Source organism: Alkalibacterium sp. (genome assembly GCF_046484155.1).
Taxonomy (GTDB): Bacteria; Bacillota; Bacilli; order Lactobacillales; family Carnobacteriaceae_A; genus Alkalibacterium.
Genome location: NZ_JAWOBT010000104.1, coordinates 83603 through 110027, shown reverse-complemented (window position 1 = coordinate 110027; position 26425 = coordinate 83603). Strand labels below are relative to the sequence as shown.

Below are 26425 nucleotides of genomic sequence, written 5' to 3'. Positions count from 1 at the left end.
CAACAATAGCAATTTCAATGCCCAATTCATGAACTTCTTTAATTTCCTGACAAATTTCGTGAATGGTGGGTGGTTGTATACCAAATCCAGCATCACCAGCAAGCGCTTCTCCACTTATTTTTAATATAATACGTTTGTACTTCGGTTCATCCATAAATTCTTTCCCTCCATCATTCATACAATAGTAATTTTACCACATTTAATGTGTAGCGTCATTAAAATATATTATATCATTTGTTCCTATATTACTATAAAAAAAAGCAGGAATAGTGAACTATCCCTACTTTTCTAACATATAATTATTTACCTAATTGACTTTGTACTTCAGCAGCGAAGTCTTCAGAGCGTTTTTCAATTCCTTCTCCTACTTCATAACGAATGAAGGATTTAATTGAAGCGCCATTTTCTTTCAGGTATTGTCCAACTGTTATATCTGGATTTTTAACGTAAGATTGGTCAACCAAGCTTACGTCAGCTAACCATTTATTCAAACGTCCTTGAACCATTTTTTCAACGATGTTTGCTGGTTTACCTTCACTTTTAGCTTGTTCAGTTAACATGCTTAATTCGTGATCTCTATCTTCTTGAGCGACATCTTCACGTGTAATATATTTAGGATTAATTGCCGCAATGTGCATAGCTACGTTACGTGCAACTTCAACGTCGTCTGTTCCTTCAACAATAGCTAAGACACTGATGCGCCCGCCCATGTGTTCGTAATCACCAAACGCGTCATTATCTGTCTTTTCTAATACTGCAAAACGACGGAAAGTGATTTTTTCACCAATGGTAGTCATTGCTTCAGTAATGGTATCTTGAATCGTTTCGCCATCCATATCTAATTGTAACGCATCTTCAACAGAAGCAGGATTGTTGTCGGCAACTGTTTTAGTAATGCCTTTAACTATATTTTGGAATTTATCATTTTTAGAAACGAAATCTGTTTCAGAGTTGATTTCAGCAATAGCTGCAACATTCCCATTAACATAAACGTTTGCTAAGCCTTCAGCTGCAATGCGGTCTGCTTTTTTAGCAGCTTTAGAAACACCTTTTTCTCTTAGGTAATCGATAGCTGCGTTCATATCGCCATCAGTTTCCACTAATGCATTTTTTGCGTCCATCATACCTACGCCTGTTTTATCACGTAATTCTTTAACTTGAACTGCTTTAATATTTGCCACTATACTTCTTCCTCCTCAGTAGATTATGGTTCTAACCTGTAAGTTTAAATTATTCGTTGTCGCCTTCTACAACTTCAACAATTTCATCTAAAGAATCAGATTTAGCTTCTTCTTCAAACTCTTCTTCTCCCTGGTTACCTTCGATAACAGCATCAGCCATCGTTTTAGTTAATAATTTAACTGCACGAATAGCATCGTCGTTTGAAGGGATAATTACATCGATCTCATCTGGATCACAGTTAGTATCTACCATTGCTACGATAGGAATGTTTAATTTTTGTGCTTCTTTAACTGCAATGTGTTCTTTACGTGGATCTACAATGAACAATACGTCTGGTTTTCTAGGCATATCTTTGATTCCGCCTAAGAATTTATCTAAGCGATCACGTTCTTTGACTAATAATCCCACTTCTTTTTTAGGTAAGACGTCAAATGTTCCGTCTTCTTCCATTTTTTCTAATTGTTTCAAACGTTTAATACGTTTTTGGATTGTGTCCCAGTTAGTTAACGTTCCACCCAACCAACGATGGTTGATGTAGAATGCGCCTGCTCTAATAGCTTCTTCTTTGATTGCATCTTGAGCTTGTTTCTTTGTACCTACAAAAAGAACAACTCCGCCATCTTCAGAAACGTCACGTACATAGTTGTAAGCTTTATCGATCAACTTAACAGTTTTCTGCAAGTCAATAATGTAGATACCGTTTCTTTCTGTGAAGATAAAAGGTTTCATTTTTGGATTCCAACGTCTTGTCTGGTGTCCGAAATGCACTCCTGATTCTAATAATTGTTTCATTGATACTACTGCCATTTTGTCATTCCTCCATTTGGTTTTTGTATTTTCCTCCCCTAGTGTCATCTGCCTGAACACTCCATGGCATCTGGAGCACCATTCAAAGCATCAACTAAGGTGTGAAATTAGTGCTTTATGCACCGTTTATAATTGTACTATAAAAAGTAATTAAATGCAATAATCAGATAATAATATCTTGCTAATTTTTAAATCCTATCGCATACTAATAAAAGAAGTAAAAAAAAGGAAGTGACTAATATGTTTTTCTCAGTAGTACGCAGCATAGTGCTTTTGTTATTTTGGATTTTAAATGGCAAACCGAATTTTATTGGTAAAGAAAATTTGCCTCAAGATGAAAATTATATTTTAATAGCCCCTCACCGCTCGTGGATAGATCCTCTTTATCTCGCGCTCGCCGCGTCACCCAAGCAATTCAGCGTTATGGCAAAAAAAGAATTATTCAAAAATCCGATAATCAGCTGGTTTATCACTAACATGAACGCTTTTCCAGTAGACAGAAACAACCCTGGCCCTAGCGCTATTAAAATACCTGTAAAATCTCTAAAAGAAAGTGATTTGGGTTTACTTATATTCCCCGCTGGAACAAGACATTCCAATGAATTGAAAGGCGGAGCAATAACGATAGCAAAAATGAGTAAAAAACCAATCGTCCCTGCCGTTTACAGTGGTCCGCTTACATTCAAAGACTTGATTAAGCGTAAGAAGGCAACTGTCCGCATCGGAGAACCTTTCTATGTGGAACGAAAGATTGAAGGGGTGAAAGATATAAATGCTTATTACTCTGAAAAGATTCAAACAGCTTTTGAACACTTAGACAAATAAACGATGCACAGAATCTTTTCAATCATTCAACTAATTATAGAAAGAGGCTGGAGCTATTGTTCCAGCCTCTTTCTATTTTTCAGGTTCTTAAGGACCAATTACTGGAAAAATCGATGTGATCCCTAATTGTCACGCTCGAAATGTCGAATTCACGAACATCTAGACTCCTAATCTGCGCTTTCCGGTACGTCTTTTCGCTAGCAAAAAAATAAAAAGCGGGATTAATCCTCAACGGATGAATGCCCCACTTTTTATTTATAACTATTTCATCTGTTATCTAGTCTGCAAGCCTAGATTTTGTAATTCGAACATGTCTTTATATTGACCACCGCGTTCAATAAGCTCGTCGTGTGATCCCCTTTCAACTATATGTCCGTTATCTAACACTAAAATCTGATCAGCATCTCTAATCGTTGAGAGTCTATGCGCAATAGCCACCGTTGTACGGCCTTTTCTCATGCGTTCTAAACCTTCTTGTATAAGTGCTTCAGTTTCAGTATCGATATTCGCTGTTGCTTCATCTAAAATAAGAATTTTAGGATCCCTAACAATGGTACTTGCGAATGAAATCAATTGTTTTTGACCGCTTGAGAAGCTAGCACCACGTTCAACGACTTTTGCATCATACTGACCTGGAAGCTCCTCAATAAACTTATCCGCTTGAACAAAACGTGCAGCCTCTATGATTTCTCTATCAGTGATTGAATCATTGAGTAATCGGATATTATCTTTTATAGTGCCGTAGAAGAGGAACGAATCTTGAAGTACTAATCCCGTACGTCCACGCAACTCTCTCATCGAAAACTCTTTAATAGATTTACCGTCAATGAAAACTTCTCCTTCTTGGAAATCATAAAAGCGCATCAAAACATTGATGATAGAAGATTTACCGCTACCCGTATGTCCCACCAGAGCAATCGTTTCTCCGGGATTGACAGTGAAAGAAATGTTTTTCAAGACATTATTTTTCCCGTCGTAGGAGAATGATACATTTTTGAATTCGATTTTCCCATCCACTATGTGTGCATCTTCATTGTCTAGCTGAGCAGGGGCATATTCCTCATTATCCATCACTGTTAAAATGCGGCTACTCGAGACGATCCCCTCTTGGAATAAGCTCATACTGTCCATTAGTTGTGTTAATGGTTTGAAAAAGTTGTTTGCGTATGATGTAAAGGCATAAATGATCCCTACTTCAACTGGTCCAGATAAAGCTTCTGTACCAAAGATACCTAAGATAACAACGATCGATAAGGTGTAAAGGAGATTAATGACTGGACTCAGCAACAATGCGTTGATTTTTATCATTGAAAAACGGGAATCAAAGTAAGACTTATTAATCTCTTCGAACTCTTTTTGCAGACGTTTTTCTTGACGAAATTGTTGGATGATTGAAATGCCATTAATAGTTTCCGCTAACTTAGTATTCAACAGACTCAATTTTGACTTCATGCCATTATACGTTTTCGAGCTATAAACTTGATAGATGCGAACAATGACTAATAAAACGGGTGCGAAGATCAAAATCCACAGTGTGACTGTTACATCAAGTAGAAACATGGCTCCTAATGAAATAACAACACCAAATACCCCTTGCATGATGACTAAAAATACATGCCAGAAATCTTTCATGGCTTCTGTATCGTTGGTTACACGTGTAATTATCCACCCTGTCGATGTCCTATCAAAAAAGCGCATCCCTAGTGTATGCAATTTCTCGAATAATTGATTACGAATATTCCGGACTGTTTTTTCTGAGGCCATATTGAAAATGTATAGCTCAAAATACCAGACCGTCAGACGAATCAGCGTGACACCGAAATGTAAACCTGCAAACATCAGAATAATTTGAAGAGTTACATTTCCAGTTGTTAAATGATCATCAATGAATAATTGAATGATCCGCGGTAAGGCTGCAGTTGAAATCGCCAGCGCCAAACTGAAGAATATAGCTAAGGCAAATTGTTTTCTATAAGGTTTTCCAAATTTCATAATTCGTTTCAAGACAACCATCTGTTCTTTGAAAGGTATGGATCGTCTAATTGATAGTTCTTTCTGTTCCATTATTAGTAATCCTCTCCTTCCAATTTACGTTCGAGTTGCTGCTGTTCATACATCTCTTTATACCATCCACCTTGTTCTAGCAGCTCATTATGCGTGCCTCTTTCGACAATCGTGCCTTCTTTAATGACGATGATCTCTTCAGCGTGCATGACAGAACTGATCCGGTGGGCGGCAATGATTGTTGTTTGGCCCTGACGAATTGTTTTTAAGCCTGACAAAATGGTTTCCTCTGTTTTAGCATCAACAGCTGACAGCGAATCGTCAAGGATCATTAACTCTGGATTAATAAGTATGGCACGTGCGATGGAAATCCGTTGTTTTTGTCCTCCTGATAAGGAGACACCGCGTTCGCCTACTTTAGTATCGTAGCCTTCGGGGAGATCCAGAATATCTTGATGAATATCAGCCAGTTTGGCTGCTGCTTCAACCGCTTCTTGAGAAACAGTTGGATCTGCAAACCGAATGTTCTCTCGAATCGTATTAGAGAAAAGATAATTATCTTGTGGTACATAACCGACTCGCTTGAGCAGCGCATCTAAAGTATAATCTTTGATGTCATAACCGCCGTAACGGATCGAACCTTTATAGGTATCATATTCGCGAAGCAATAATTTCATGATGGTTGTCTTACCCGCACCCGTCTTGCCTACGATGCCTAATGTTTTTCCTTGATCGATATTAAAATTAACATGATGTAATGCGACCATTTCGTCATCTGGATAGCTAAACGATTCGATATCAAATTCTAAAGTCCCAGAAATAGGTTCTTCGATCGCACCTTGTCGTTCGCTGATCGCAGTATCTTCTCTTAATAGATTTTCGATCCGGTCGTAACTAGCTGAACCACGTTCAATAATATTAAATAGTCTGCCAATGGCAAACATTGGCCATACCAGCATACCGATGTAGTTTATGAATGTTATAAAATCTCCGATTGAGATTTCATCTCCCGTAATAAGCAACCCGCCTACAAGAATGGTTAAGAAATAAGAAATCCCCATTATAAATGTAATAGCCGGATCGAAAAGAGAGTCGATCTTGTATACTGATTTGTTCTTTTGGACAACGTTATCTGTTTGATTGATAAACTCGTCGACATCTTCTTTTTCTTGTCCAAAAGTTTTGATTACTTTGATACCCTGGATGCTTTCCTGTACTTTATCGTTTAACTGAGAAAAAGCAGCTTGAGCATCCCTAAAACGTAGATGCAGGCGTCTGCCCAACACGCGAGATGTGAGTGCTAGGAAAGGCAAAGGAATGACGGCGATTAAAGTTAGTCTTAAATCGACGATAAACATCATTGCAATCAGCGTCGTTAGCCCAACACTGATTGCATCTGCCATAGTGAGGATTCCGCCACCTGCAACCATACGCAGACCTCTCAAGTCATTCGTTGCATGAGCCATCAGATCTCCGGCTCTATATTTTTGAAAAAAAACATTATCCATATTCGTGAAGTGATCGTATAATTGCCTTCTAACGATTTGTTCTAACTTAGCTGCGTTTCCCCAAATCCTTACACGCCACATGTATCTTAAGAGGTATTGTATGATAGCTGTTGAGGTTAAAATAATCAGCCACTGAAGCAAGGATTGTTGCGTCAGCGTTTCTGTTTCTATTTCATCGACAACAATACCGATAAGGCGTGGTGGTATAAGTTGTAAAATTGCTACGATCAATAAGCCAGCAACGCCCACTAAATAAGATTTCTTCTCTTTTTTAAAAAACCATCCTAATCGTTTAAATATGTCCATTATTCTAATCTCCCACAATTTACATTCTCTGTTATTACGAACCTTAACACAACATGACATATTGTCATGTTGTGTTAAGGTTCAGCGGACAGGATTCCTGCCCGCTGATTTACTATTTTCAAATGTTATTTCTTTTTCTTTTTAGTACTTTTTTTAGTGCTTTTTTGTTGCGTCTTCATTTGACTCAGCATTTGATTGATTTTTCTTTCAGACGGCTTTTGTCCCATTTGCGTCATCATCATGCGTAACATATTTTCATCGATAGGAGGATTTTTTTCGAAATAATCCATCATATATTTTCTTGCAATGAAGAAGCCTCCAACAAGACCACCAATTAAAGCTAAAATGATTAAAAATATAGCTAACCCTGTATTCATAAATATTCACTCCTCTCAACCGTTACTAGTAAAAAACTTGTCGCTCGTTTTAAATATGCGAATAAAACTGCTCACTGAAACTATTTTACACAATCAACGAGTAAAAATAAACCTATAAATTCAAATTAGTCAATTTATTCTTATAAATCAAAAAGTCTATCTTAAAAAACTTCCTTTCAACATGATAATTGAAAGGAAGTTTAATGATTAATCATTCAATTCATTTAATTGTTTAGTTGTTTATTGATAAATATGTGTTCACAACATTTTGTGTTGTAAAGCCATATGCTTCCACAACTGCATCCCCGTTACCACTTGCTCCAAATTTATCAATTGCCATAACTTCACCATCATTTTTGACATATCTATGCCATCCGAATGATGAGCCCATTTCAATGGCTACACGATTTGAAACAGAACTTGGGAGAACTGACTCTTTATATTCATCTGATTGATTTTCGAATAAGTCAAAACTTGGCATTGAAACGACAGAAACATCATGCCCCTGAGCTTTCAATTCTTTTTGAGCTTTGATTGCCAATGAAACTTCAGACCCAGTGGCGATCAAGATACCATCTGGCATTTCTTTATCTGCAGGTGAAAGGACATATGCACCTTTTTTGACATTTTTTCTAGCCAATTCTTTAGATCCAGCTAATACTGGAAGATTTTGACGAGATAATACTAACATTGTGGGTCTATCTTTAGACGTTAAAGCAATTTCCCACGCAGCTGCCACTTCGTTACCGTCAGCAGGACGTAAAACAGTTAAATTATGCATCCCACGGAAACTCGAAAGGTGTTCAACAGGTTCGTGCGTAGGGCCATCTTCACCGACAGCTACAGAATCATGTGTCATCACATAAATAGCTGGAATTTTTGATAGCGCAGCTAAGCGTACTGCTGGTCTGAGATAGTCAGTAAATACAAAGAATGTTGCCGCATATGTTTTGGTTCCGCCATGTAGTACAATTCCGTTCATGGCAGCTGCCATTGCGAATTCTCTAACACCATACCAGATGTTACGACCTTCATATTGCCCAGGTTGGAAATCTTTTTCGCCGTCGATCATTGTTTTGTTTGAACTAGATAAGTCGGCAGCTCCACCCCATAGGTTAGGAACAGCTTCAGCGATCGCATTGATCATTTGACCACTAGTTGCACGCGTTGCAGATGCACCATCTTCTTCAGAATAAGAAAGTAATGAGTCATCCCAATTTTCTGGCAGATCTCCAGATAGTGCAGTCTCGAATTTCTTACCTAAATCAGAATAGTCGTTCTTGTAGTTTTCAACCAAGGTATTCCATCCTTTTTCAAGGTTTTCTCCTTTTTCAACCATGTATTCGTTGAAACGGTCGCTTACTTCTTTAGGAACGTAGAAGTCTTCGCCTTCCCAGCCGTAAGCCTTTTTAGCTGCTTCGACACCTTCTGGACCAAGTGGTGCACCGTGAACGTTATGCGTTCCTTGGTTAGGTGCTCCAAAACCTATAATTGTTTTAACTTCGATTAAGGTTGGTTTGTCTGTTGTTTCTTTTGCCTGCTTGATAGCACTATCGATAGCTTCCAGATCATTACCATCTTTAACTAAGATATGTTCCCAGCCATATGCTTCAAAACGTTGGCCGACATTTTCAGTGAATGCTTTGGATGTAGGTCCGTCTAAGGAAATATCATTGGAATCATATAGCATGACTAATTTACCAAGTTTAAGATGTCCGGCTAATGAGGCTGCTTCATGAGAAACACCTTCCATCAAGTCCCCATCACCACATAAGGTATAAGTATAATGATCTACAATATTGAAGTTATCCTTATTGTAGGTTGCTGACAAATGTGCTTCAGCCATTGCCATACCGACAGCATTGGCGATACCTTGTCCAAGCGGTCCAGTTGTTGCTTCTACTCCATCTGTAACATGTACCTCTGGATGTCCCGGTGTATTTCCTTCCAACTGACGGAAATTTTTAAGATCATCAATACTTACATCATAACCAGATAAATGGAGCAAGCTGTAAAGCATCATGGAACCATGCCCCGCACTCAATACAAAACGGTCACGGTCGAACCATCTCGGATTTTTCGGATTGACATTTAAGTGACGTGTCCATAATGCATACGCCATAGGTGCAGCTCCCATAGGTAACCCCGGGTGACCTGAATTAGCTTTCTGTACGCCATCGATACTAAGTGTACGAATCGTATCGACTGCCATTTGATCAGTTTTATCAAACAATAAACTTCATTCCTTTCGTTTGTTTAAATTTTAAACTTTCTTTATTATTGTACTATTATTGGCCTTTCATTACAATGTAAACTCTATCATTTTATGAATCCACGTCTACTTATTCACGATTATGAATCCCTTTTTCTTTTTGAATTTCCTTAACTTTATCCGGTGTCACATCTTTACCCTCTGGATCGACTATTTTCATGCCCTCTATCTGATTTCGCATTCCAGAACGAAAAGCCTTAATATATTCTTCTCTCAAGCCTTTTTGTTCTTGTTTCTCTTCTTCTGATAATCCGTCATTTCTTTCTTTTCTTACTAATTCATTAATACGGTCAAGCTTTTGTTTTTCTAACATATTATCCTCCTTAAATCATTTCAGATGACTTATGTTCCACATTATTCATCATACCATTTGTCATTAAAAAGTGGTAGTTTTAGACGAAATTTCCATTCGTTTCTCTTGATTTTGTTCTTCGAACATCCGTTTGATTTGAAGACTGTACTGTGCTATACTTTAATAAAATATAGAACGGTTGTTCCATTTACAGAACATATTATAGAGAGGATTTTACTATGAGTACACGAGGGCGTAAAGGTGAAAAACAACTAGAAATTTTGAATTTCATCCATAAACAAGTGAAAAAGAAAGGTTATCCGCCTACTGTTCGAGAAATCGGTGAAGCGACCGCACTTTCGTCTACCTCTACGGTACACGGTCATTTAGCACGATTAGAAAAGAATGGGTATATCCTACGAGACCCTTCAAAACCTCGAGCAATCGAGTTTACTGCTGAAGGGTTAAACAAACTGGGTATTAATTTAGATGAAGATAAGATCCCACTTCTCGGAATCGTTACGGCTGGTGAACCCATCTTGGCCATTGAGGAAGCCACTGATTACTTTCCTGTTCCGACCGATTTGGAGTTAGAGAAAGGTAACCTCTTTATGTTAACCATACGTGGTGACAGTATGATGGATGTCGGTATTTTAGATGGTGACCAAGTTATTATTCGCAAACAAGAATCGGCAAATAACGGGGACATTGTGATTGCTATGACCGATGAAGACGAAGCTACCTGCAAACGTTTCTTCAGAGAAGACAATCATATCCGGTTACAACCCGAAAACGAAACAATGGATCCAATTATACTTAATCATGTTAAAATTTTAGGTAAAGTTATTTCGCTTTATCGAAGTCACATTTTTTAAACCCTTTTATTTGAATCACAATACAAAAAAACCAGCCTCCACACATGGAGAGGCTGGCTTTTTTGTATCAATATCTCATTAATGTAAAAATGTCATAGCCTTTAATTTTATCTCGGCCTTTTAAATCTTCCAATTCAATGAAGAATGCAGCACCGACCACTATTCCACCAAGGTTTTCTACGAGTTTGATTGTCGCAGCAATCGTCCCACCTGTAGCAAGTAAGTCATCTGTAATTAAAACTCTTTGTCCAGGTTTGATGGAATCTTTGTGCAGTTGTAAAACGTCATTACCATATTCTAGTCCATAACCTACTTCAATAGTATCTCTTGGTAACTTCCCTTTTTTTCTGCAGGGAGAAAATCCTATTTCTAATTCATAAGCGACAGGGCATCCAACAATAAAACCTCTGGCTTCGGGACCAACGATCATGTCGACACGTTTGTCTTTAGCAAATTCAACAATTCTATCAGTTGCGGCCTTGTAAGCTTTTCCGTCAGCCATTAAAGGTGAAATATCTCTAAATATAATACCTTCTTCTGGAAAATCAGGAACGTTAGCAATATAATTTTTAAAATCCATTTGTCTTCCTCCATCATTTGAATCGTTTATCATTATTTTTTCAGGTAAGTAAGCAACTCTTTGAAGGAACTATAGACGAGAATTTCTTCAGCCTCTATTTGTTCTAACCTTTTCTTGTAAGTTATCGTATCTTCCAAATTTTTCTTAGTTGGATGAGATACTAAGCTCAACTTCCCATCTTCCATTGTAACAAATTCATTCTCTAAAAACACCATTAACATAAATTTTATCGTATCTTTATCTAAATGCATGCTCTTGACCATTTGTTTAGTGTCCTTCGCTAATATTATTTCTTGTTTTGTAATCATCCATTTATACAATTTTTGAAAATGATGTTTTTTAGGCATCCCTTTCATATAGTAATCATTGGATGAATGAAAATACAAATGCATCGGATGTGATTGATACGTCTGATAAATCTGTTTGAAATCCTTAATATCCTCAGGAGTGTCCACTACTATTATGGGCATACCCGATGGAACATCCAGCAGCTCGTCTTTAGTTTTATAAATTTGATAAGAAGAATTTTTGTCGATCCTCGGTATCCAGCGTTTAGCAACCGTTACTTGGAAAAACAAAAAATGAACGTTTGCTGTTTTAAACATTTCTTCTTGGATCGTACTTTTCCGCTGATCAATAATTAACGGTTCGTTTGAATTATAATCCAGGGCTTGTAATTGTACTTTTCTGAAACCATTCCATTCATTGATTGAAATGTACCCGATGATATCAATTTCAGGAGATGATTTGAGTATATCAGACCATTCTGCACTATTAAATGCAATCATGTCCATTTGCTTATTATCCCTAGTTAAGGTTGCTTTGAAGTGTGTTTGATTGGCACCGATTCTTTTAGAGTTCTCTGGCAAAACAGACTCGATTTTGAATAACGGTTTTGCATTATCCTGACCAAACGGTTTAAGCAAGTCGATTTCTTCCACCAATTGTGTGTCAATTTCACTCCACTCAATTTTTGCATCAACTTTAAAAATCTTTTCGCTAGATAGTGTGCCTAAGCTTTTTTCAGCCTCCCTATTGATCTCGTCTGTAAATTCTTCTAGATAGTCACGATCCAAGCTTACCCCACAAGCCATCTCATGACCACCGAAACTTTGAAGTTTGTCTCTGAATTCATTGACACACTCAAAAAGGTTAAATCCTTCAATACTTCTTCCGGAACCTTTTATCTTGTTCTCCGACTCGTTTATAGTTAAGACCAGTGTAGGTTTATGGAATTTTTCCGAAACTTTACTCGCAACAATTCCTAAAACACCTTCATGCCAATTCTTTTTGGCTAAAACTAATAAAGGCTGTGATTGTTTTGTTTTTGCAAGGTCAAACGCTTCTTTAGTGATGCTTTCAACTATCTCTTTTCTCTCATCATTTTTCGCTAATATTTCCTTACTCAACTTGAATGCCTTTTCTTCGTCAAAAGTTGTTAATAAATCGACGACTAAAGAAGCATCTCCTAAACGACCGACAGCATTGATCGGTGGTGCAAGTTTAAAGCCAATCGTTTCCTCATCGATCGTTTCAGGTTTCAGGTCAGAAACTTGCATTAATGCTATTAACCCTAAACGCTGTGTTTGTTTCAGTGCCTTTAATCCAAAATAAGCTATCGCTCTATTTTCTTTTTTTAAAGAGACCAAGTCAGCGATCGTTCCGATAGCTGCTAATTCTAAGAATTCCATTGGACATTCACCAAGGAGTGCATGGGCGACTTTCAAGCTTACTCCAGCACCCGACAAATCCGGTGTAGAATAGTGTTGATTCGGGTGTCTCGGGTGAACGATAGCAAAAGCATCCGGAAGATCCTCTGGACATTCATGGTGATCAGTCACGATTACATCTACATCTCTAGATCGGGCATGTAAAATAGCCTGATGCCCGGAAATTCCATTATCGACAGTTACGATCAATTGTGTCCCATTGCTTATGAGCTGATCAAATGCATCCACATTTGGACCATACCCTTCCTTAAATCGGTTCGGGATAAAGTAATCGACCTGACCGCCTAGCAATTCAACAGCTTCGTATAAGATAGCCGTACTTGTGACACCGTCAGCATCATAATCACCGTAGATAGTTATTTTTTCATTGTTGGATACAGCTCTCTTGATTCGATCCACGGCTTTTGTCATGTCAAAAAGCAAGAAAGGATCATCGATCCAATCTTGGTCAGGCTCAACGAATTCCTCAATGGCTTCTTTAGTATATAAGCCTCTGGCGACACACAAGCCTATAAATGTTTTCGATTTATTTAGTTCAAGTGCTAATTTTTCAATTAACGATTCATCTGCTTGTTCATCAAATTTCCATAACGTTTTACTGTTTAGCATCCTGTCACTCCTCATATTACTCGCAGAACTTTATTATAACAAAAAAAAAGACACAATAAAGGAAAGACTTTATTGTGTCTTTTTTAAAAAATTTAAGTTGCTTATATTAATCCAGTATTTGAACGCCGATACCAATCAATCCGGGTCCGGTATGAACACCTAAGGCAGGGCTTATCTGATCGTAGAAAAAATGTTCGAAATTGGGTAATCTAGTTTTCATTTCTTCGCGAATATCTTCAGCCTCTTTACGGGCTGTTTCACCACCATAGGCAACAGCTAAATTATATTTCTTAGCACCTTTAGCAAAATCTTCAGCTAAATCGAGTGTTTTTTTAATTGATTTTGTTTTACCTCTAACTTTAGCAACAGTATGATAAATACCCTCTTCGTTGCAGGTAATGATGGGTTTCAAATTCATCATGCTTCCAACAACTGACTGAACCAAACCGATTCTTCCGCCTTTTTGTAAATATTCCAAAGTCGGTACATAGAAAAAGATTTTCGCTTTTTCGATACGTTCTGTTAAGTTTACTTTCAAGGTTTCCCAATCGATACCGCGGTCCACTTGCAGTGCAGCTTCGACAACTGTAAATCCAGAAGCAATCCCAATATTTTTTGTGTCTAGAACGAATATATCTAAGCCTTCATATTGTTCAGCAACTACACGAACCATATTATTGGTTCCACTTAAACCGCTTGATATTGTGATAGCTAAAACTTTTTCGTAACCCTCAGCTTTGATCTCATCAAACATCTCTTTGATCATTTCGCCGTCGGGCAGGGAAGTTTTTGGAACCTCTTTATCCATACGTTGATAAACTTCTTCAGCTGTAATGGTTACTTTATCAATGTATTCACCATCGCTAAAGATTATTTTTAAAGGTATCACTTTTACATCATATTTTTCTTTTATCTCTTGAGGTACATCTGAACCCGAGTCAGTTAGAATAGCAATTTTATTATCATTCATACCTTTTCCCCCTGCCTAAATTAACGAATTACTATATTACAATATATCATTTTTTTCTGAATGAGACTCTGTGCTTACTTTATCACTATCATCTTTATCAAATTCATCCTTGTTTGAACGTGTTTTTTTGCTGGACGGTATTTTAGATGTTTTTGAAGAACTGTCAGCTTTCTGATGTTTGCTCTTACGTTGATCTGTATACATTTTATACGTGGACAGAAGTGTAGCAATTAATGCCCCAAGTAATACTGATACAAAGATAATAACGATTAATGGCCATTCGACCTCAGCAAATCCGAAATTCACTGGAACAGGTTCAACATTTAATACAGATAAAATAGCTACGCCCAAAAATAATATAATTGCCCCAACCATACTCCATTGTTTTCTCATTGATTATTCCTCCTATAGATCATTTAATATAGTTAAGAATAACATATAATGATTATTTATCACATTAATATATATTATTTTCTGTCAAATAATTGATCAACAAGAAAATCACCAGTTGAGGGAAACAATGAATAAAGTCGAGAAGAGAATTCCAGCATGACGGGCAAGTTGACTTCTCTTTTTTTCGTGCCAATAATTTTTATCGTCTTTTCAGCTACCACTTCGGGAGTTAATACAAGAGGTGCTACTTTTTCAAGATAGCTGCCCTTTGGATCGAATTTATCAAAAAATGCTGTATCAACGGGTCCAGGATTAATAGTTGTGACTTGGATGTTATCTTCTTTGAGTTCTAATCTTAAAGCATCACTAAATCCTATAACTGCAAACTTGGTTGATGAATAAACTGCTGACTTTGGTGTCGCAATCTTACCAGCAATTGAAGCAATGTTAATAATATGACCATTTTTATGCTCTGTCATATTCTTAGCCACACATTGAGATAAATACATTAAGCCTAAAACATTAACTTTGAACATGTTTTCAACTTTGGAAAAATCGTAATCAAGGAATTTTTCTGAATGACCATAGCCCGCATTATTTATCAATACGTCTATTTTATTCAGTTTCGAATAAAGAACATCAACGACACGGTCTATTTCACTCAAATTAGAAACGTCTAAAGGACAGACGATTACATTTGCATCATATCGTTCTACACATTCTTGTTTGACACGTTCCAGTTGATCTTTTCGTCTTGCGCTGAGTATAAGGGTAGCGCCTTTACGTGCTAAGCCATAGGCAAGTGCTTCACCTATACCTGACGAAGCACCGGTAACCCAAATAACTTTATCTTTTAATGATTTCATCTTATTCCTCGTCTCTTTTTAATGGAATAGAAACTTCAGTAAAATCACTCATCACGAATGTATTCGGAAAAAGAGTTTGTGCTTCTTTTTCCATTAATCTACTATCAGCATAAAGATATCTTGCACTGATATGTGTCAATAAAAGTTTTGAAGCATTAGCTTTTTGTGCAACAGCAACAGCTTCAAGGTTTGTAGAATGATTGTAACTGTGCGCTAATTCCTCATCTGAATGAATAAACGTACTTTCATGAACTAATACATCCGCATTTTCTGCTAATTCAATACTATTCAAGCAGAATTTAGTATCTCCGAGAATTGTAACAATACGACCTTTTTGTTTAGGACCAATAAAATCTTTACCGTTAATCTCCTGGCCATCTTCCAATACAATTGTTTCACCTTTTTTTAATTTACCAAACATAGGTCCAAAAGGAACACCCACGGCTTGAAGCTTATCAGCCATGAGCACTCCTTCTCGATCCTTCTCAACAATTCTGTATCCAAACGAAGGAATTCCATGTTGCAATCGTTTAGTTTCAACTACAAATTGATCATCCTCAAAGATGATTCCCTCATTTTGAATTTCAACAAAACGGATGCCATATCTGATATGAGAATGTGAGAGTTTTAAAGACATGGTTACATACTGTTTGATCCCTTTAGGACCATAAATTGTTACGGGTGACTCTCCACCTTGAAATGCCCGACTACTTAAAAGGCCCGGAAGACCAAAAATATGATCGCCATGCATATGTGTAATAAATATTTTTTCGATTTTTCTAGGCTTTACCGTTGTATTCAATATCTGCTGCTGTGTTGCTTCTCCACAATCAAATAACCACATAGCATTTCTTTCATCCAATAACTTTAACATCATGCTTGAGACATTCCGATATTTAGCGGGGACACCTGATCCTGTTCCTAAAAATAATAATTCCATATGCCAATCCTTTACTTCTTTTATTCTACAAAATCAAACTCAAACTCATCTATTCTTACTGTATCACCATTTTTTGCACCACGGTCTCTAAGAACTTGATCAATACCCATCCCTCTAAGTTGACGTGCAAAACGCATAACAGATTCATCAAATTGGAAATTAGTCATTTTATATAATTTTTCAATTTTTTCTCCCGATATGACCCACGTACCATCAGGTTCTCTTGTAATCGAATAATTTTTATTCTCTGGTATGAATTTATATAAAACTCTTTCTTCTTTGTCTGTTTCGTCTTCATACAATGGAAATTCTGGCGTTGTTTCCAGTAAGTCAACCGTACGAGACATTACAGTATTTAAACCTGTTTGAGTGAGTGCAGATACTTCAAAAACTTCTACATCTTCATTTGCTTTTTCAAGCTCTTTTTTAAATTTCGCAAGATTTTCTTCAGAATTAGGCATATCCATTTTATTGGCGATGACTAACTGAGGACGTTCACGTAACTTCAAGTCATACTGTTCCAATTCTTCATTGATTGTAAAGTAGTCTTCAATCGGCTCTCTACCTTCGACCCCGCTCATATCTATCACGTGTAATAATACGCGCGTTCTTTCAATATGTCTTAAGAATTCAATCCCTAAACCGACGCCCTGCGATGCACCTTCGATTAAACCAGGCATATCCGCCAAAACAAAACTTCTGCCGTCTTCTGTATTGACCATGCCAAGATTCGGTACAAGCGTTGTAAAATGATACGCGCCTATCTTAGGACGTGCTGCAGAAACAACAGATAATAACGTCGATTTCCCTACAGAAGGAAAGCCTATTAAGCCAACGTCTGCCAGCACTTTCAATTCTAGTTCAATTTCTTTTTCTTCTCCAGGTTCACCGTTTTCTGCTATTTCAGGTGCAGGATTACTTGGTGATGCAAACCGGATGTTGCCTCTACCCCCGCGTCCACCTTTAGCGATGACTGCTTTTTGTTCGTTCTCTGTTAGGTCTGCATACATAATACCTGTAACGGCATCTTTAACAATTGTGCCTGGGGGAACTTTCACGTATAAATCTTTTGCTCCTCTACCATGCATGCCTTTAGACATACCGTTTTGCCCATTTTCTGCTTTAAAATGACGATTATAACGGAAGTCCATCAGCGTTCTTAATCCTTCATCTACGACGAAAATGATGTCTCCACCTTCTCCACCATCTCCACCTGCCGGTCCGCCATCAGGTATATATTTCTCTCGTCTGAAAGTCACCATACCATCTCCACCAGTACCGGCTTTCACTTTAACTTTAACTTGATCTAAAAACATAGACACTTATATTCCTTCTTTCTATAAAACACTCAACTGTCATCTATTTATTTTACACTAAATGGCAGTTGATATCTAATTGGATTTTTTATAAAAATAAGTCATAAGGTTTATGATGCTTCTCAAACCTTATAACTTATTTTTTTAACATAACACACATTATGACTAGCCTCATCATTTGCAGGCGCATAAGTAATTTTTTTTTCAATGAGTCGATTAAATTTTACCATGAAAGCATTCGTCTGATTTGTTAAATATTCGTCGTAAAAAGATTCAGCCACTTCGATTTTTCCAATTGAATAATCATTCTCAACGGTATTATTGATTTGAGTATAACTTAGTGTTTGATAATCAGAAAAAACCGTTTCATCCTGAGCTCCACTTAAATCTAATATCAGCTGTTTTTTAGCAGTGGGTCTCATTTCATACATATCTTCTAATAATTCATCTGATAACCAGGCATTTTTAATACTTGGACCAATAATCACGACATCTGCCTTCGACAATCGATAAACAAGCTGACCTAAATCGGCAGATTGGATATGGTTTCTCCAAGTAGAATTATTCGTTAGAGTCAACCATTTATTAACATTGGTAATTATCTCTCTGGATTTTTCATTTCTCTCAAGAAAGGTCAAGTAAGCTTCAGATTCTCTTATGATATATTTTACTAATTGAGTGATCAATTCATTATTTCCAATGATAAGATAATTAATATCTTTTTTTACAGGATAGTGACTTTTTAGATTTTGAATAGCTTTTGACACTTCTCCGTTTATCAAAGGATACAAAGGCTCTTTGTCATAAAGTGACAATGAAAAGTGTATAGCCGCATTAAATAATTCATATAAGACATTTCCAATGGTTCCATATGTCACGCTTTCGTACAGTGCTTGTTCCAAAACACTGATGGACTCTGTCGTTTCATTTGAAACACTCGTCAAATGAAATAAATGCTTAGTAACATCATCGTTAAATTTACTATACGTTTCTAAAATGATTTCTTCTAGTGGTTTCCCGGTATGTCGAGATAAATATCTTAGTAAATCACCGTGTTTAAAATTTTGTTCATCTATATAGAGATAATATTCATTTCTATTATTCGTCGTAACCAATGCCAGCTCAACTACTCCATCAAATGTACTTATATCATTTAAATGGCAGAGACGCATCGATTCATCTAGACCATACCTATGAATGTCATCAAAAGACACAGTATCTCGATTCACACCGTACATAATCAGTTTCATGCACTATCATCCTTTGGTAAATGAGCTAATATAGCATCCCAAACTGCTTGACGTCCTTCCTTCGTGAAAGAAGAAAAAGTGAAAAATTTATCAGAAGGATCTATATCGAGGGTTTTCCTAATGATGCTTTCATGTTTATTATGTTTTGATTTTTTGATTTTATCTGACTTTGTAGCCACAATAAACACTGGTATATTGTAATGTTTAAAAAAATCATACATTAACGTATCATGTTCTGAAGGTTCATGCCTAAAATCGACAAGTAATATGCCCAAAACAAGCTCTTCTCTTGTTGAGAAGTAATCGCCCATCATATGTCCCCATTTTTCCTGTTCAGCATTAGAAGCTTTGGCATAACCATAACCCGGAACATCAACGAAAAAAAGTTCCTCTTCAATATTAAAGAAATTCAATGTCCGTGTTTTTCCGGGTTTGCCGGAAGTTCGCGCCAAATTTTTTCGATTAACCATTGTATTTATAAATGACGATTTCCCCACATTAGAACGTCCTGCTATTACGATTTCTGGTAAGCCATCTTCTGGATATTGAGAAGGAGAAACTGCACTAATTGTAATTTCAGCATAATTTATATTATCGCTATTCATTCATACCTCTCCTCAATCTATTTAATAAAACACAAATTAGTATACCATATTTATCAAAAACATACAGGTTAATATTAAAAAAAAGTTACAATTATGTACTGTGTTACAAATAAGTGTCCGTTTCAGTAGATACATCTTCCAGTATTATTCTTTTCTTATGAAAAACTGCATAGTTTGAAACCTTATTTATTCGTCCGGCTTATCGTCTACCGACAGGCTCTTTTCTGTTCTCCCCCAGAGAATGTGCTTTACTACATAATTTTACTTACTAGTGATAAACTAGTTTTAGTAGATTTTCTTTCCAATATTTGACGTTAAATAATACAGAGGAGTGGAAAAAATGAAAACGAATCAATTTGAAAGAATGTCAGCTGGTAAAGGTTTCATAGCTGCCCTGGATCAAAGTGGTGGGAGCACGCCTAAAGCACTAGCTGCATATGGAGTGACGAATGATGCGTTTAAAACTGAAGATGAAATGTTTGATCTTGTTCATGAAATGCGTACACGCATCATAACAGCCCCAGCCTTCGATTCTGACTATATACTGGGAGCCATTTTATTCGAGCAAACGATGGATAGTAAAATTAAAGGCAAATATACCGCGGACTATTTATTAGAAGAAAAAGGAATTGCGCCTTTCCTGAAAGTGGATAAAGGTTTAGCCGATATCGCTAAGGGTGTCCAGATGATGAATCCTATCCCTGATCTGGAAAACATGCTGGAACGTGCAAATCAGCGCAATATTTTTGGTACTAAGATGCGTTCAGTCATTCATGAAGCTAATCCAGAGGGAATCAGAGCAATCGCTGATCAACAATTTGCGATCGCTAAAAAAATAATGGATGCCGGCTTAGTTCCTATTGTTGAACCAGAAGTTGATATCCATAGCAAAGAAAAAGAAGAAGCAGAAAGCATATTGAAAGAAGAAATCATGAATCATCTAAACAACTTATCTGATGATTATAATATCATATTGAAACTAACCCTTCCCGATGTTGCAAATCTCTATAAAGAAGCAACAGAACACCCTCGAGTGGTTCGCGTTGTTGCACTGTCAGGTGGGTATTCCCGTAAGAAAGCCAACGAAAAACTAAAAAATAATAAAGGTGTGATTGCCAGTTTCTCAAGAGCTTTAACTCAAGATTTACGGGTTGACCAGTCGGAAGAAGAATTTAATCGTGCATTGAAAAAAGCAATCGAATCTATTTATGACGCATCAGTTAATAAAAATTAAATCATTTAATACGGAGCAGCCAATTAGATGAAAGCTTGATCTAATTATTTTGGGAAACGTTCATTCTGTTCAATCCAGTTATACCCTAAATTCGAGTATAGTATTGAGATATCTTCCTGCTGTTTCATCATAAGATTAATTCTTATAGAAAGTTATTGTGTGACTACTTCTCTTTTAAATTATAAAAAAATCGAAATTTGGAGATGATCAGGAATGAAAAGAACATATGATGCAGTGGTTATCGGTAGTGGCGTAGCTGGACAGGTAACTGCTTCCGGACTAGCTTCCGCTGGAAAAAGAGTGGCGATAGTGGAAGCAGATCTATGGGGTGGGACTTGCGCAAATAGAGGTTGTGACCCCAAAAAAGTTCTAGTTTCTGCCGTAGAGGCTCGAAATAAAGTAATGCAGTTGAAAGGAAAAGGAATGGATGAAGTTCCTGCGATTAACTGGCCGGATCTAATGACTTTCAAAAAATCATTCACTGATCCGGTACCTGAACGAACTAAAGAGAGCTTGAAATCTTCTGGGGCTGATATCTACACTGGCCAGGCAGAATTTATAGATGAGAAAACACTACAAGTAAATGAAGATATATTGGAAGCTCATCAATTTGTCCTCGCAACAGGTGCTCGTCCATTTTTATTGAATATCAAAGGGAAAGAACATTTACTTATAAGTGATGATTTTCTATCTCTTCCAGAAATGCCGGATACCGTCACTTTTATAGGTGCAGGTTATATCGCATTTGAATTCGCAGCTATTGCTAACGCTGCTGGAGCAGACGTACATGTTATACAACACAACAGTCACCCCCTGAAAGATTATGACCAGGAATTCGTAAAAGAAGTGATAAGACAACTTGAAGCTAAGGGCGTAACTTTTCACTTAAATACAAATATTTCAAAAATCGAGAAAGTAGCCCATGGTTATGAGTTAACTGATGATAATGGATTCCATTTATCTACAAATTTAGTATTCGGTACGACTGGTCGTATACCCAACACAGAAATATTGAAATTGGAAAACGCTAAAGTCGATTATGATAAAAAGGGAATCAAAGTAGACGACCATCTAAAGACCAGCAACCCAGCTATCTTCGCCATCGGAGATGTCCTTTCTAAAAAACAGCCAAAACTGACTCCCATTTCAAGTCTGGAGGCTAGCTACCTTGTTTCACTCCTTACTGAGCAGACTAAAGAACCATTATCTTATCCGAGCATACCAAGCATCGTATTTTCCAGTCCGAAATTGGCTCAGGTAGGTATAACAGTTGAAGAAGCCAAAAATAACAAGACTAAATATGAAATTTCAGACATAGATGCGACTACCTGGTTTAGTTACCGTAGAACTAACGAACCTGTCTCAAAGGCAAAAATGATCACAGAAAAAGATTCTGGTCTTCTGGTTGGTGCAACTTGTTTAAATAATGAGGCAGATGAATTAATAAATGCTTTCAGTCTCATTATTGATAGAAAAATTACCACAACTGAACTTGCAAATATGGTGTTCGCTTATCCAACTATCGCTGGTGATCTCCCTTATTTTTATTCTTGATTAAATGAATCAATAAAAGCCTTCTAGACCCGAATGAAATCGGTTCTAGAAGGCTTTTATAAAGAAAATCAATTAATTTTTTTCTGTAAACTTAATTAACTGACCATTTCCCCATCTTTATCGTAGAATACTGGGTGTTTTTTTGTTTCTACTGTTTCTTTAGTAATGCGCACTTTCTTGATCTCTGTTCGACTAGGTATCTCGAACATGATATCCATCATAATGCTTTCAATGATCGAACGTAATCCTCGAGCACCTGTGTCTCGCTCGATTGCTTTTTCACCTATACTACGTAAAGCTTCTTCGTCAAATTCCAACTCAACGTCGTCAATTTTCAGAAGTTTCTGGTACTGTTTGACTAAAGAATTTTTAGGTTTCGTTAATATTTCAACTAAGTCATCTTCGTCTAATCTGTCCAGTACAGCAGTGATTGGTAAACGGCCGATAAATTCCGGGATCAATCCATATTTCAAGAGGTCTTCAGGAATGATTTGTTGAATAATGCTTCCTTTATCCTCTGTTTCTTTACGTTGGGTTGATGCACCGAACCCAATGACTTTGTCGCCTAAACGATTTTTAACAATCGTTTCGATGCCGTCAAAGGCTCCCCCTACGATAAACAGAATATTCGTCGTATCAATTTGAATCAACTCTTGATGTGGATGCTTTCTTCCGCCCTGAGGGGGAACACTCGCTGTTGTTCCTTCTAGGATTTTAAGCAGTGCCTGCTGCACACCTTCACCACTAACGTCACGGGTAATAGAGACGTTTTCTGATTTACGTGCTATTTTATCTATTTCATCAACATAGATGATTCCGCGTTGAGCTAACTCAACGTCGTAATCAGCTGATTGCAATAGTTTAAGAAGAATGTTTTCTACATCTTCGCCAACATATCCGGCTTCTGTCAAGTTCGTAGCATCTGCTATTGCAAAAGGAACATTCAAGATGCGTGCGAGAGTTTGAGCTAAATATGTTTTACCTGAACCGGTTGGACCGATCAGACAAATATTGCTTTTTTGCAGTTCGATATCATCTTCATCGCTATTTTCCAAGCTATTGATCCGCTTGTAATGGTTATATACCGCTACGGATAATGTTTTTTTCGCCGACTCTTGACCAATAATGTACTCATTTAAAATTTCTCTAATTTCAAAGGGTTTAGGTACGGTCATTTCCCCTTCAAACGATTGCTTACTGAATTCTTCTTCCATTATTTCTTGACACAAATCTACACATTCATTACAGATATAAACTCCAGGACCAGCTACAATTTTTTTCACTTGATCTTGAGATTTTCCGCAAAAAGAACATGAAATGTTTCCTGTTTGTTCTTCTTCATTAAACATTAAGTTGGCCACCTCGTTTCTAGGTTGTTCGTCGTTCGATACTTTTTTATTAAGAAAAACGGGAATGCTCCATTAGCATCCCCCTTTTTATTTTTTAATTATTCCGAGTCAGAATCTTTTTTTGATTCCAATATTTCATTTGCTGTTGATGTGATTAAATCAATCGCTTTTTTCAATGAAATATCTCTATTTAATAACTGTGGCGAAAGAACATTACGTACTTGTTCAATATCCATATTATATTGTTCAGCTAATTCAGCAGTTTCTTTTTCCATATCTTCTTCAGTAGCTTCAAGGTTCTCTTTTTCAACAATTGCTTCTAATACCAAGTTAGTGCGAACATTGAATTCTGCTTCGCCTTCAAATTGTTTATGCAAGTCAGCTTCAGTTGAACCTGTCATTTGATAGTACATTTCTGGTGAAATACCTTGTTGTTTCAAGTTGTTTAAGAACATCTCCATTTGACGATGCACTTCTTCATGTGCCATTTCACTTGGGATTTCTTCAATTTTTGCATTTTCTACAGCTTTTCTGATTGCTTCGTCATCACGAGCGTCGTTTGCTGCAGTTTCTTTTTTCTCTTCTAATTCTTTACGTGCTTTTTCTTTCAATTCAGCAAATGTTTCAACGTCTTCATCTAAATCTTTAGCAAAATCATCATCTAATTCTGGTAATTCTTTAGATTTAACTTCATGAACTTTAACTTTAAATGTTACTTCTTGTCCAGCCAAGTCCTCAGAATGATATTCTTCTGGGAAAGTCAGTTCAACTTCTTTTTCATCGCCAACTTTAACACCGATCAATTGTTCTTCAAATCCAGGGATGAACGAATTTGATCCTAGCTCCAGTGAATAATTTTCGCCTTTGCCACCTTCAAATGATTCGCCGTCTTTAAATCCTTCATAGTCGATGACGACTGTATCGCCTTCTTCAGCAGCCTCTTCTTTAATTGCTAATTCTGCTAAGCTTTGACGACGTGTTTCTAAACTTTCTTCAACTTCTTCTTCAGTTACTTCTCGGTCTTGTGTTACAACATCTATTTCTTTATATTGACCTAAGTCAACATCAGGTTTCAATGTTAATTCAGCAACTAATTCCCAGTCCTGGTCTTTGCCGACTGATTTGATATCAACGTCTGGTTGAGCAACAGGTTCTACGTCAATTTCTTCAATAGCTTGTGAGTAAGCAGCTGGTAATAAATCGTTTAATGTATCTTCATACAAAGCTGCTTCACCGTACATTTGATTGAAAATACGACGAGGTACGCGTCCTTTACGGAACCCAGGAACATTTAATGTTTTTTGAACCTTTTTAAATGTTTTATCTAACCCTTTTCCCACTGTTTCTTGATCAATTGTAAATTCTAAGCGACCAGTAGTTGGCCCAGTTTTTTCGAATTTTGTTTCCATTACTATTAACCTCCGACATTAATTGTATTTTAACGTTATAAAATGATCGCACTAGTTTCACTTTTCCTCTAGTAACAATCAATTTATTACACTTATTATTTGAACATACTCATATATCATACAATATTTAACTTGATTTGTAAACATTCGTTACTCAAATCTAAGCAATTCGCTGTGTATTTTTTTTATCCACCTATCGATATGTTTACTCTTTTTATTATCTGTTTTGTCCTGAGTTGAAAAATCTGGCTCGATAGCTCGAATAACACTTTCCACCCAATCCTCAATGGCATCTTTTTCCATGACCTTTTCTTCAAACGGATAAAGCATCAAAAATAGTGCATCGATTTCATTCTTTACTAATTGATGTAAAGAAGGATTTTGCATTAATTTTTCATTCATAACGTTCGTCAGTTCCTTCACCGTCGGATTATCTTCAATAGCAGTAGTATCTCCAGGATTTATTTCTTTTTTTTCATCAAACCAGAGATAGCTATACTGTTTGTCTATCCCTCTTTCAGCCAACAGCGAGAATAAGGTCGCCCTAACTAATGGATGGACATATGGATTGGTAAAAACTTGCAGAGCAACTTTTTCCAATTTATCATTAGGTAATGTATAAATATCCTCGATTTTGGAAAATTGCTCCAGAGTATTTAGAGATGCAAGTGAATAAAGTTCTTTAACTGTTTTTTCTTCAGCTTTTCTTTTGTTCTCTTCTTGCTCTCTTTTTAATTGATCAAGTTTTTCTTTCAGCCTGTTCCAGGTGTCTTTGTATTTTACTGATGGATTAGAGAGTGAATCTTTAATATGTTTTTCAGCTTGAAGAATTTGCCTGTTTTCTATCAAAACTTCGACATATATAAGCAACCTTTTTTCATCAGACTCGTAAAAGTGGATTTGTTCATTTGCCCGCTCAAGTGCTTCTTGATAATGACCCATCTGCAACAACGATGAAACGAGAAGGATATTGAGACTCTCCTCTTCTTTGATAGCATACGCTTTTTTCATGTGTATAATGGCTTTTTCTATATTTCCTTCTCTCAGACAACTCATCACTTGAGTCATGTACATATTGAAATTCTTTGGAAATTCAATTTGATCTCCCATATCCCTTCACCTCTTCAGTAGTCATCATACCAAATTTAAGGAAATATATGCAAAAAAAGCAA

Annotated in this window: 23 protein-coding genes and 1 pseudogene; 4 read left to right on the top strand and 20 right to left on the bottom strand. The window is 36.8% G+C overall.

What is annotated here, in order from left to right:
- The 3 genes and pseudogenes from pyrH to rpsB form a co-directional block, all read right to left on the bottom strand.
- A pseudogene (gene pyrH / locus R6U02_RS07860) lies at window positions 1-154 on the bottom strand (UMP kinase); the annotation flags it as partial.
- Between the two features lie 145 nt (window positions 155-299).
- Window positions 300-1181: a translation elongation factor Ts gene (gene tsf, locus R6U02_RS07855; protein ID WP_410263058.1), complete on the bottom strand. Its 882-nt coding sequence runs from the start codon at window positions 1179-1181 to the stop codon at window positions 300-302.
- Window positions 1182-1230: 49 nt separating this feature from the next.
- Complete coding sequence (rpsB, locus tag R6U02_RS07850; protein ID WP_410263057.1) at window positions 1231-1989, bottom strand: 30S ribosomal protein S2; 759 nt, start codon at window positions 1987-1989, stop codon at window positions 1231-1233.
- A gap of 240 nt (window positions 1990-2229) precedes the next feature.
- Here rpsB and R6U02_RS07845 point away from each other — a divergent pair, with 240 nt between their 5' ends.
- Window positions 2230-2814, top strand: a complete 585-nt coding sequence (locus tag R6U02_RS07845; RefSeq protein ID WP_410263056.1) for a lysophospholipid acyltransferase family protein — start codon at window positions 2230-2232, stop codon at window positions 2812-2814.
- A gap of 273 nt (window positions 2815-3087) precedes the next feature.
- Here R6U02_RS07845 and R6U02_RS07840 read toward each other — a convergent pair whose 3' ends face one another.
- The 5 genes from R6U02_RS07840 to R6U02_RS07820 all read right to left on the bottom strand — a co-directional run bounded on the left by R6U02_RS07840 (window position 3088) and on the right by R6U02_RS07820 (window position 9594).
- Complete coding sequence (locus tag R6U02_RS07840; RefSeq protein WP_410263055.1) at window positions 3088-4878, bottom strand: ABC transporter ATP-binding protein; 1791 nt, start codon at window positions 4876-4878, stop codon at window positions 3088-3090.
- 2 nt (window positions 4879-4880) lie between these two features.
- On the bottom strand, window positions 4881-6632 hold the full coding sequence (locus tag R6U02_RS07835; RefSeq protein ID WP_410263054.1) for an ABC transporter ATP-binding protein: 1752 nt from the start codon (window positions 6630-6632) through the stop codon (window positions 4881-4883).
- 125 nt (window positions 6633-6757) lie between these two features.
- Window positions 6758-7009 carry a YneF family protein gene (locus R6U02_RS07830; RefSeq protein ID WP_410263053.1) on the bottom strand — a complete coding sequence of 84 codons (252 nt, stop codon included), beginning with the start codon at window positions 7007-7009 and terminating at the stop codon, window positions 6758-6760.
- A gap of 232 nt (window positions 7010-7241) precedes the next feature.
- Entirely contained in the window at window positions 7242-9242 is a 2001-nt protein-coding gene (gene tkt, locus R6U02_RS07825; RefSeq protein WP_410263052.1) for a transketolase, read from the bottom strand.
- Window positions 9243-9351: 109 nt separating this feature from the next.
- Window positions 9352-9594 (bottom strand): DUF896 domain-containing protein, encoded by a 243-nt coding sequence (locus tag R6U02_RS07820; RefSeq protein ID WP_410263051.1) that lies wholly within the window; start codon window positions 9592-9594, stop codon window positions 9352-9354.
- A 218-nt stretch (window positions 9595-9812) separates the two neighbouring features.
- Between R6U02_RS07820 and lexA the strand changes: the two genes are divergently transcribed.
- Window positions 9813-10448 carry a transcriptional repressor LexA gene (gene lexA / locus R6U02_RS07815; RefSeq protein WP_410263050.1) on the top strand — a complete coding sequence of 212 codons (636 nt, stop codon included), beginning with the start codon at window positions 9813-9815 and terminating at the stop codon, window positions 10446-10448.
- A gap of 67 nt (window positions 10449-10515) precedes the next feature.
- On the opposite strand, the gene R6U02_RS07810 is transcribed toward lexA, so the two are convergent.
- From R6U02_RS07810 to yihA, 9 genes are all read right to left on the bottom strand, one after another.
- Complete coding sequence (locus R6U02_RS07810) at window positions 10516-11028, bottom strand: adenine phosphoribosyltransferase (protein ID WP_410263049.1); 513 nt, start codon at window positions 11026-11028, stop codon at window positions 10516-10518.
- 32 nt (window positions 11029-11060) lie between these two features.
- Window positions 11061-13367: a single-stranded-DNA-specific exonuclease RecJ gene (recJ, locus tag R6U02_RS07805; RefSeq protein ID WP_410263048.1), complete on the bottom strand. Its 2307-nt coding sequence runs from the start codon at window positions 13365-13367 to the stop codon at window positions 11061-11063.
- A gap of 106 nt (window positions 13368-13473) precedes the next feature.
- Window positions 13474-14337 (bottom strand): DegV family protein, encoded by an 864-nt coding sequence (locus tag R6U02_RS07800; RefSeq protein WP_410263047.1) that lies wholly within the window; start codon window positions 14335-14337, stop codon window positions 13474-13476.
- A gap of 36 nt (window positions 14338-14373) precedes the next feature.
- Entirely contained in the window at window positions 14374-14730 is a 357-nt protein-coding gene (locus R6U02_RS07795; protein ID WP_410263046.1) for a lipopolysaccharide assembly LapA domain-containing protein, read from the bottom strand.
- A gap of 74 nt (window positions 14731-14804) precedes the next feature.
- A complete protein-coding gene (locus tag R6U02_RS07790; RefSeq protein WP_410263045.1) occupies window positions 14805-15596 on the bottom strand; it encodes an SDR family NAD(P)-dependent oxidoreductase in 792 nt (263 codons plus the stop codon).
- A gap of 1 nt (window position 15597) precedes the next feature.
- Window positions 15598-16536: a ribonuclease Z gene (gene rnz / locus R6U02_RS07785; protein ID WP_410263044.1), complete on the bottom strand. Its 939-nt coding sequence runs from the start codon at window positions 16534-16536 to the stop codon at window positions 15598-15600.
- 20 nt (window positions 16537-16556) lie between these two features.
- Window positions 16557-17852 (bottom strand): GTPase ObgE, encoded by a 1296-nt coding sequence (gene obgE, locus R6U02_RS07780; protein ID WP_410263043.1) that lies wholly within the window; start codon window positions 17850-17852, stop codon window positions 16557-16559.
- A 122-nt stretch (window positions 17853-17974) separates the two neighbouring features.
- Complete coding sequence (locus R6U02_RS07775; RefSeq protein ID WP_410263042.1) at window positions 17975-19102, bottom strand: hypothetical protein; 1128 nt, start codon at window positions 19100-19102, stop codon at window positions 17975-17977.
- Entirely contained in the window at window positions 19099-19707 is a 609-nt protein-coding gene (gene yihA, locus R6U02_RS07770; RefSeq protein WP_410263041.1) for a ribosome biogenesis GTP-binding protein YihA/YsxC, read from the bottom strand. Before yihA ends, R6U02_RS07775 begins: the two co-directional genes overlap by 4 nt.
- A 340-nt stretch (window positions 19708-20047) precedes the next feature.
- Between yihA and R6U02_RS07765 the strand changes: the two genes are divergently transcribed.
- A complete protein-coding gene (locus R6U02_RS07765) occupies window positions 20048-20941 on the top strand; it encodes a fructose bisphosphate aldolase (RefSeq protein WP_410263040.1) in 894 nt (297 codons plus the stop codon).
- Between the two features lie 213 nt (window positions 20942-21154).
- Window positions 21155-22495, top strand: a complete 1341-nt coding sequence (locus R6U02_RS07760; RefSeq protein WP_410263039.1) for a dihydrolipoyl dehydrogenase family protein — start codon at window positions 21155-21157, stop codon at window positions 22493-22495.
- Between the two features lie 95 nt (window positions 22496-22590).
- On the opposite strand, the gene clpX is transcribed toward R6U02_RS07760, so the two are convergent.
- The 3 genes from clpX to R6U02_RS07745 form a co-directional block, all read right to left on the bottom strand.
- The gene (gene clpX / locus R6U02_RS07755) at window positions 22591-23844 is read right to left on the bottom strand and encodes an ATP-dependent Clp protease ATP-binding subunit ClpX (protein ID WP_410263038.1); all 1254 of its coding nucleotides are present in this window, start codon (window positions 23842-23844) and stop codon (window positions 22591-22593) included.
- Between the two features lie 98 nt (window positions 23845-23942).
- Window positions 23943-25253 carry a trigger factor gene (tig, locus tag R6U02_RS07750; RefSeq protein WP_410263037.1) on the bottom strand — a complete coding sequence of 437 codons (1311 nt, stop codon included), beginning with the start codon at window positions 25251-25253 and terminating at the stop codon, window positions 23943-23945.
- Between the two features lie 150 nt (window positions 25254-25403).
- A complete protein-coding gene (locus R6U02_RS07745; RefSeq protein ID WP_410263036.1) occupies window positions 25404-26363 on the bottom strand; it encodes a hypothetical protein in 960 nt (319 codons plus the stop codon).
- Between the last annotated feature and the right edge of the window lie 62 nt (window positions 26364-26425).

What these genes read in the sequence shown, in the direction of transcription:
- rpsB (WP_410263057.1), bottom strand. Translation starts at nt 1,989, where the DNA reads ATGGCAGTAGTATCAATGAAACAATTATTAGAATCAGGAGTGCATTTC.
- R6U02_RS07845 (WP_410263056.1), top strand. Translation starts at nt 2,230, where the DNA reads ATGTTTTTCTCAGTAGTACGCAGCATAGTGCTTTTGTTATTTTGGATT.
- R6U02_RS07840 (WP_410263055.1), bottom strand. Translation starts at nt 4,878, where the DNA reads ATGGAACAGAAAGAACTATCAATTAGACGATCCATACCTTTCAAAGAA.
- R6U02_RS07835 (WP_410263054.1), bottom strand. Translation starts at nt 6,632, where the DNA reads ATGGACATATTTAAACGATTAGGATGGTTTTTTAAAAAAGAGAAGAAA.
- R6U02_RS07830 (WP_410263053.1), bottom strand. Translation starts at nt 7,009, where the DNA reads ATGAATACAGGGTTAGCTATATTTTTAATCATTTTAGCTTTAATTGGT.
- R6U02_RS07820 (WP_410263051.1), bottom strand. Translation starts at nt 9,594, where the DNA reads ATGTTAGAAAAACAAAAGCTTGACCGTATTAATGAATTAGTAAGAAAA.
- lexA (WP_410263050.1), top strand. Translation starts at nt 9,813, where the DNA reads ATGAGTACACGAGGGCGTAAAGGTGAAAAACAACTAGAAATTTTGAAT.
- R6U02_RS07810 (WP_410263049.1), bottom strand. Translation starts at nt 11,028, where the DNA reads ATGGATTTTAAAAATTATATTGCTAACGTTCCTGATTTTCCAGAAGAA.
- recJ (WP_410263048.1), bottom strand. Translation starts at nt 13,367, where the DNA reads ATGCTAAACAGTAAAACGTTATGGAAATTTGATGAACAAGCAGATGAA.
- R6U02_RS07800 (WP_410263047.1), bottom strand. Translation starts at nt 14,337, where the DNA reads ATGAATGATAATAAAATTGCTATTCTAACTGACTCGGGTTCAGATGTA.
- R6U02_RS07795 (WP_410263046.1), bottom strand. Translation starts at nt 14,730, where the DNA reads ATGAGAAAACAATGGAGTATGGTTGGGGCAATTATATTATTTTTGGGC.
- R6U02_RS07790 (WP_410263045.1), bottom strand. Translation starts at nt 15,596, where the DNA reads ATGAAATCATTAAAAGATAAAGTTATTTGGGTTACCGGTGCTTCGTCA.
- rnz (WP_410263044.1), bottom strand. Translation starts at nt 16,536, where the DNA reads ATGGAATTATTATTTTTAGGAACAGGATCAGGTGTCCCCGCTAAATAT.
- obgE (WP_410263043.1), bottom strand. Translation starts at nt 17,852, where the DNA reads ATGTTTTTAGATCAAGTTAAAGTTAAAGTGAAAGCCGGTACTGGTGGA.
- R6U02_RS07775 (WP_410263042.1), bottom strand. Translation starts at nt 19,102, where the DNA reads ATGAAACTGATTATGTACGGTGTGAATCGAGATACTGTGTCTTTTGAT.
- yihA (WP_410263041.1), bottom strand. Translation starts at nt 19,707, where the DNA reads ATGAATAGCGATAATATAAATTATGCTGAAATTACAATTAGTGCAGTT.
- R6U02_RS07765 (WP_410263040.1), top strand. Translation starts at nt 20,048, where the DNA reads ATGAAAACGAATCAATTTGAAAGAATGTCAGCTGGTAAAGGTTTCATA.
- R6U02_RS07760 (WP_410263039.1), top strand. Translation starts at nt 21,155, where the DNA reads ATGAAAAGAACATATGATGCAGTGGTTATCGGTAGTGGCGTAGCTGGA.
- clpX (WP_410263038.1), bottom strand. Translation starts at nt 23,844, where the DNA reads ATGTTTAATGAAGAAGAACAAACAGGAAACATTTCATGTTCTTTTTGC.
- tig (WP_410263037.1), bottom strand. Translation starts at nt 25,253, where the DNA reads ATGGAAACAAAATTCGAAAAAACTGGGCCAACTACTGGTCGCTTAGAA.
- R6U02_RS07745 (WP_410263036.1), bottom strand. Translation starts at nt 26,363, where the DNA reads ATGGGAGATCAAATTGAATTTCCAAAGAATTTCAATATGTACATGACT.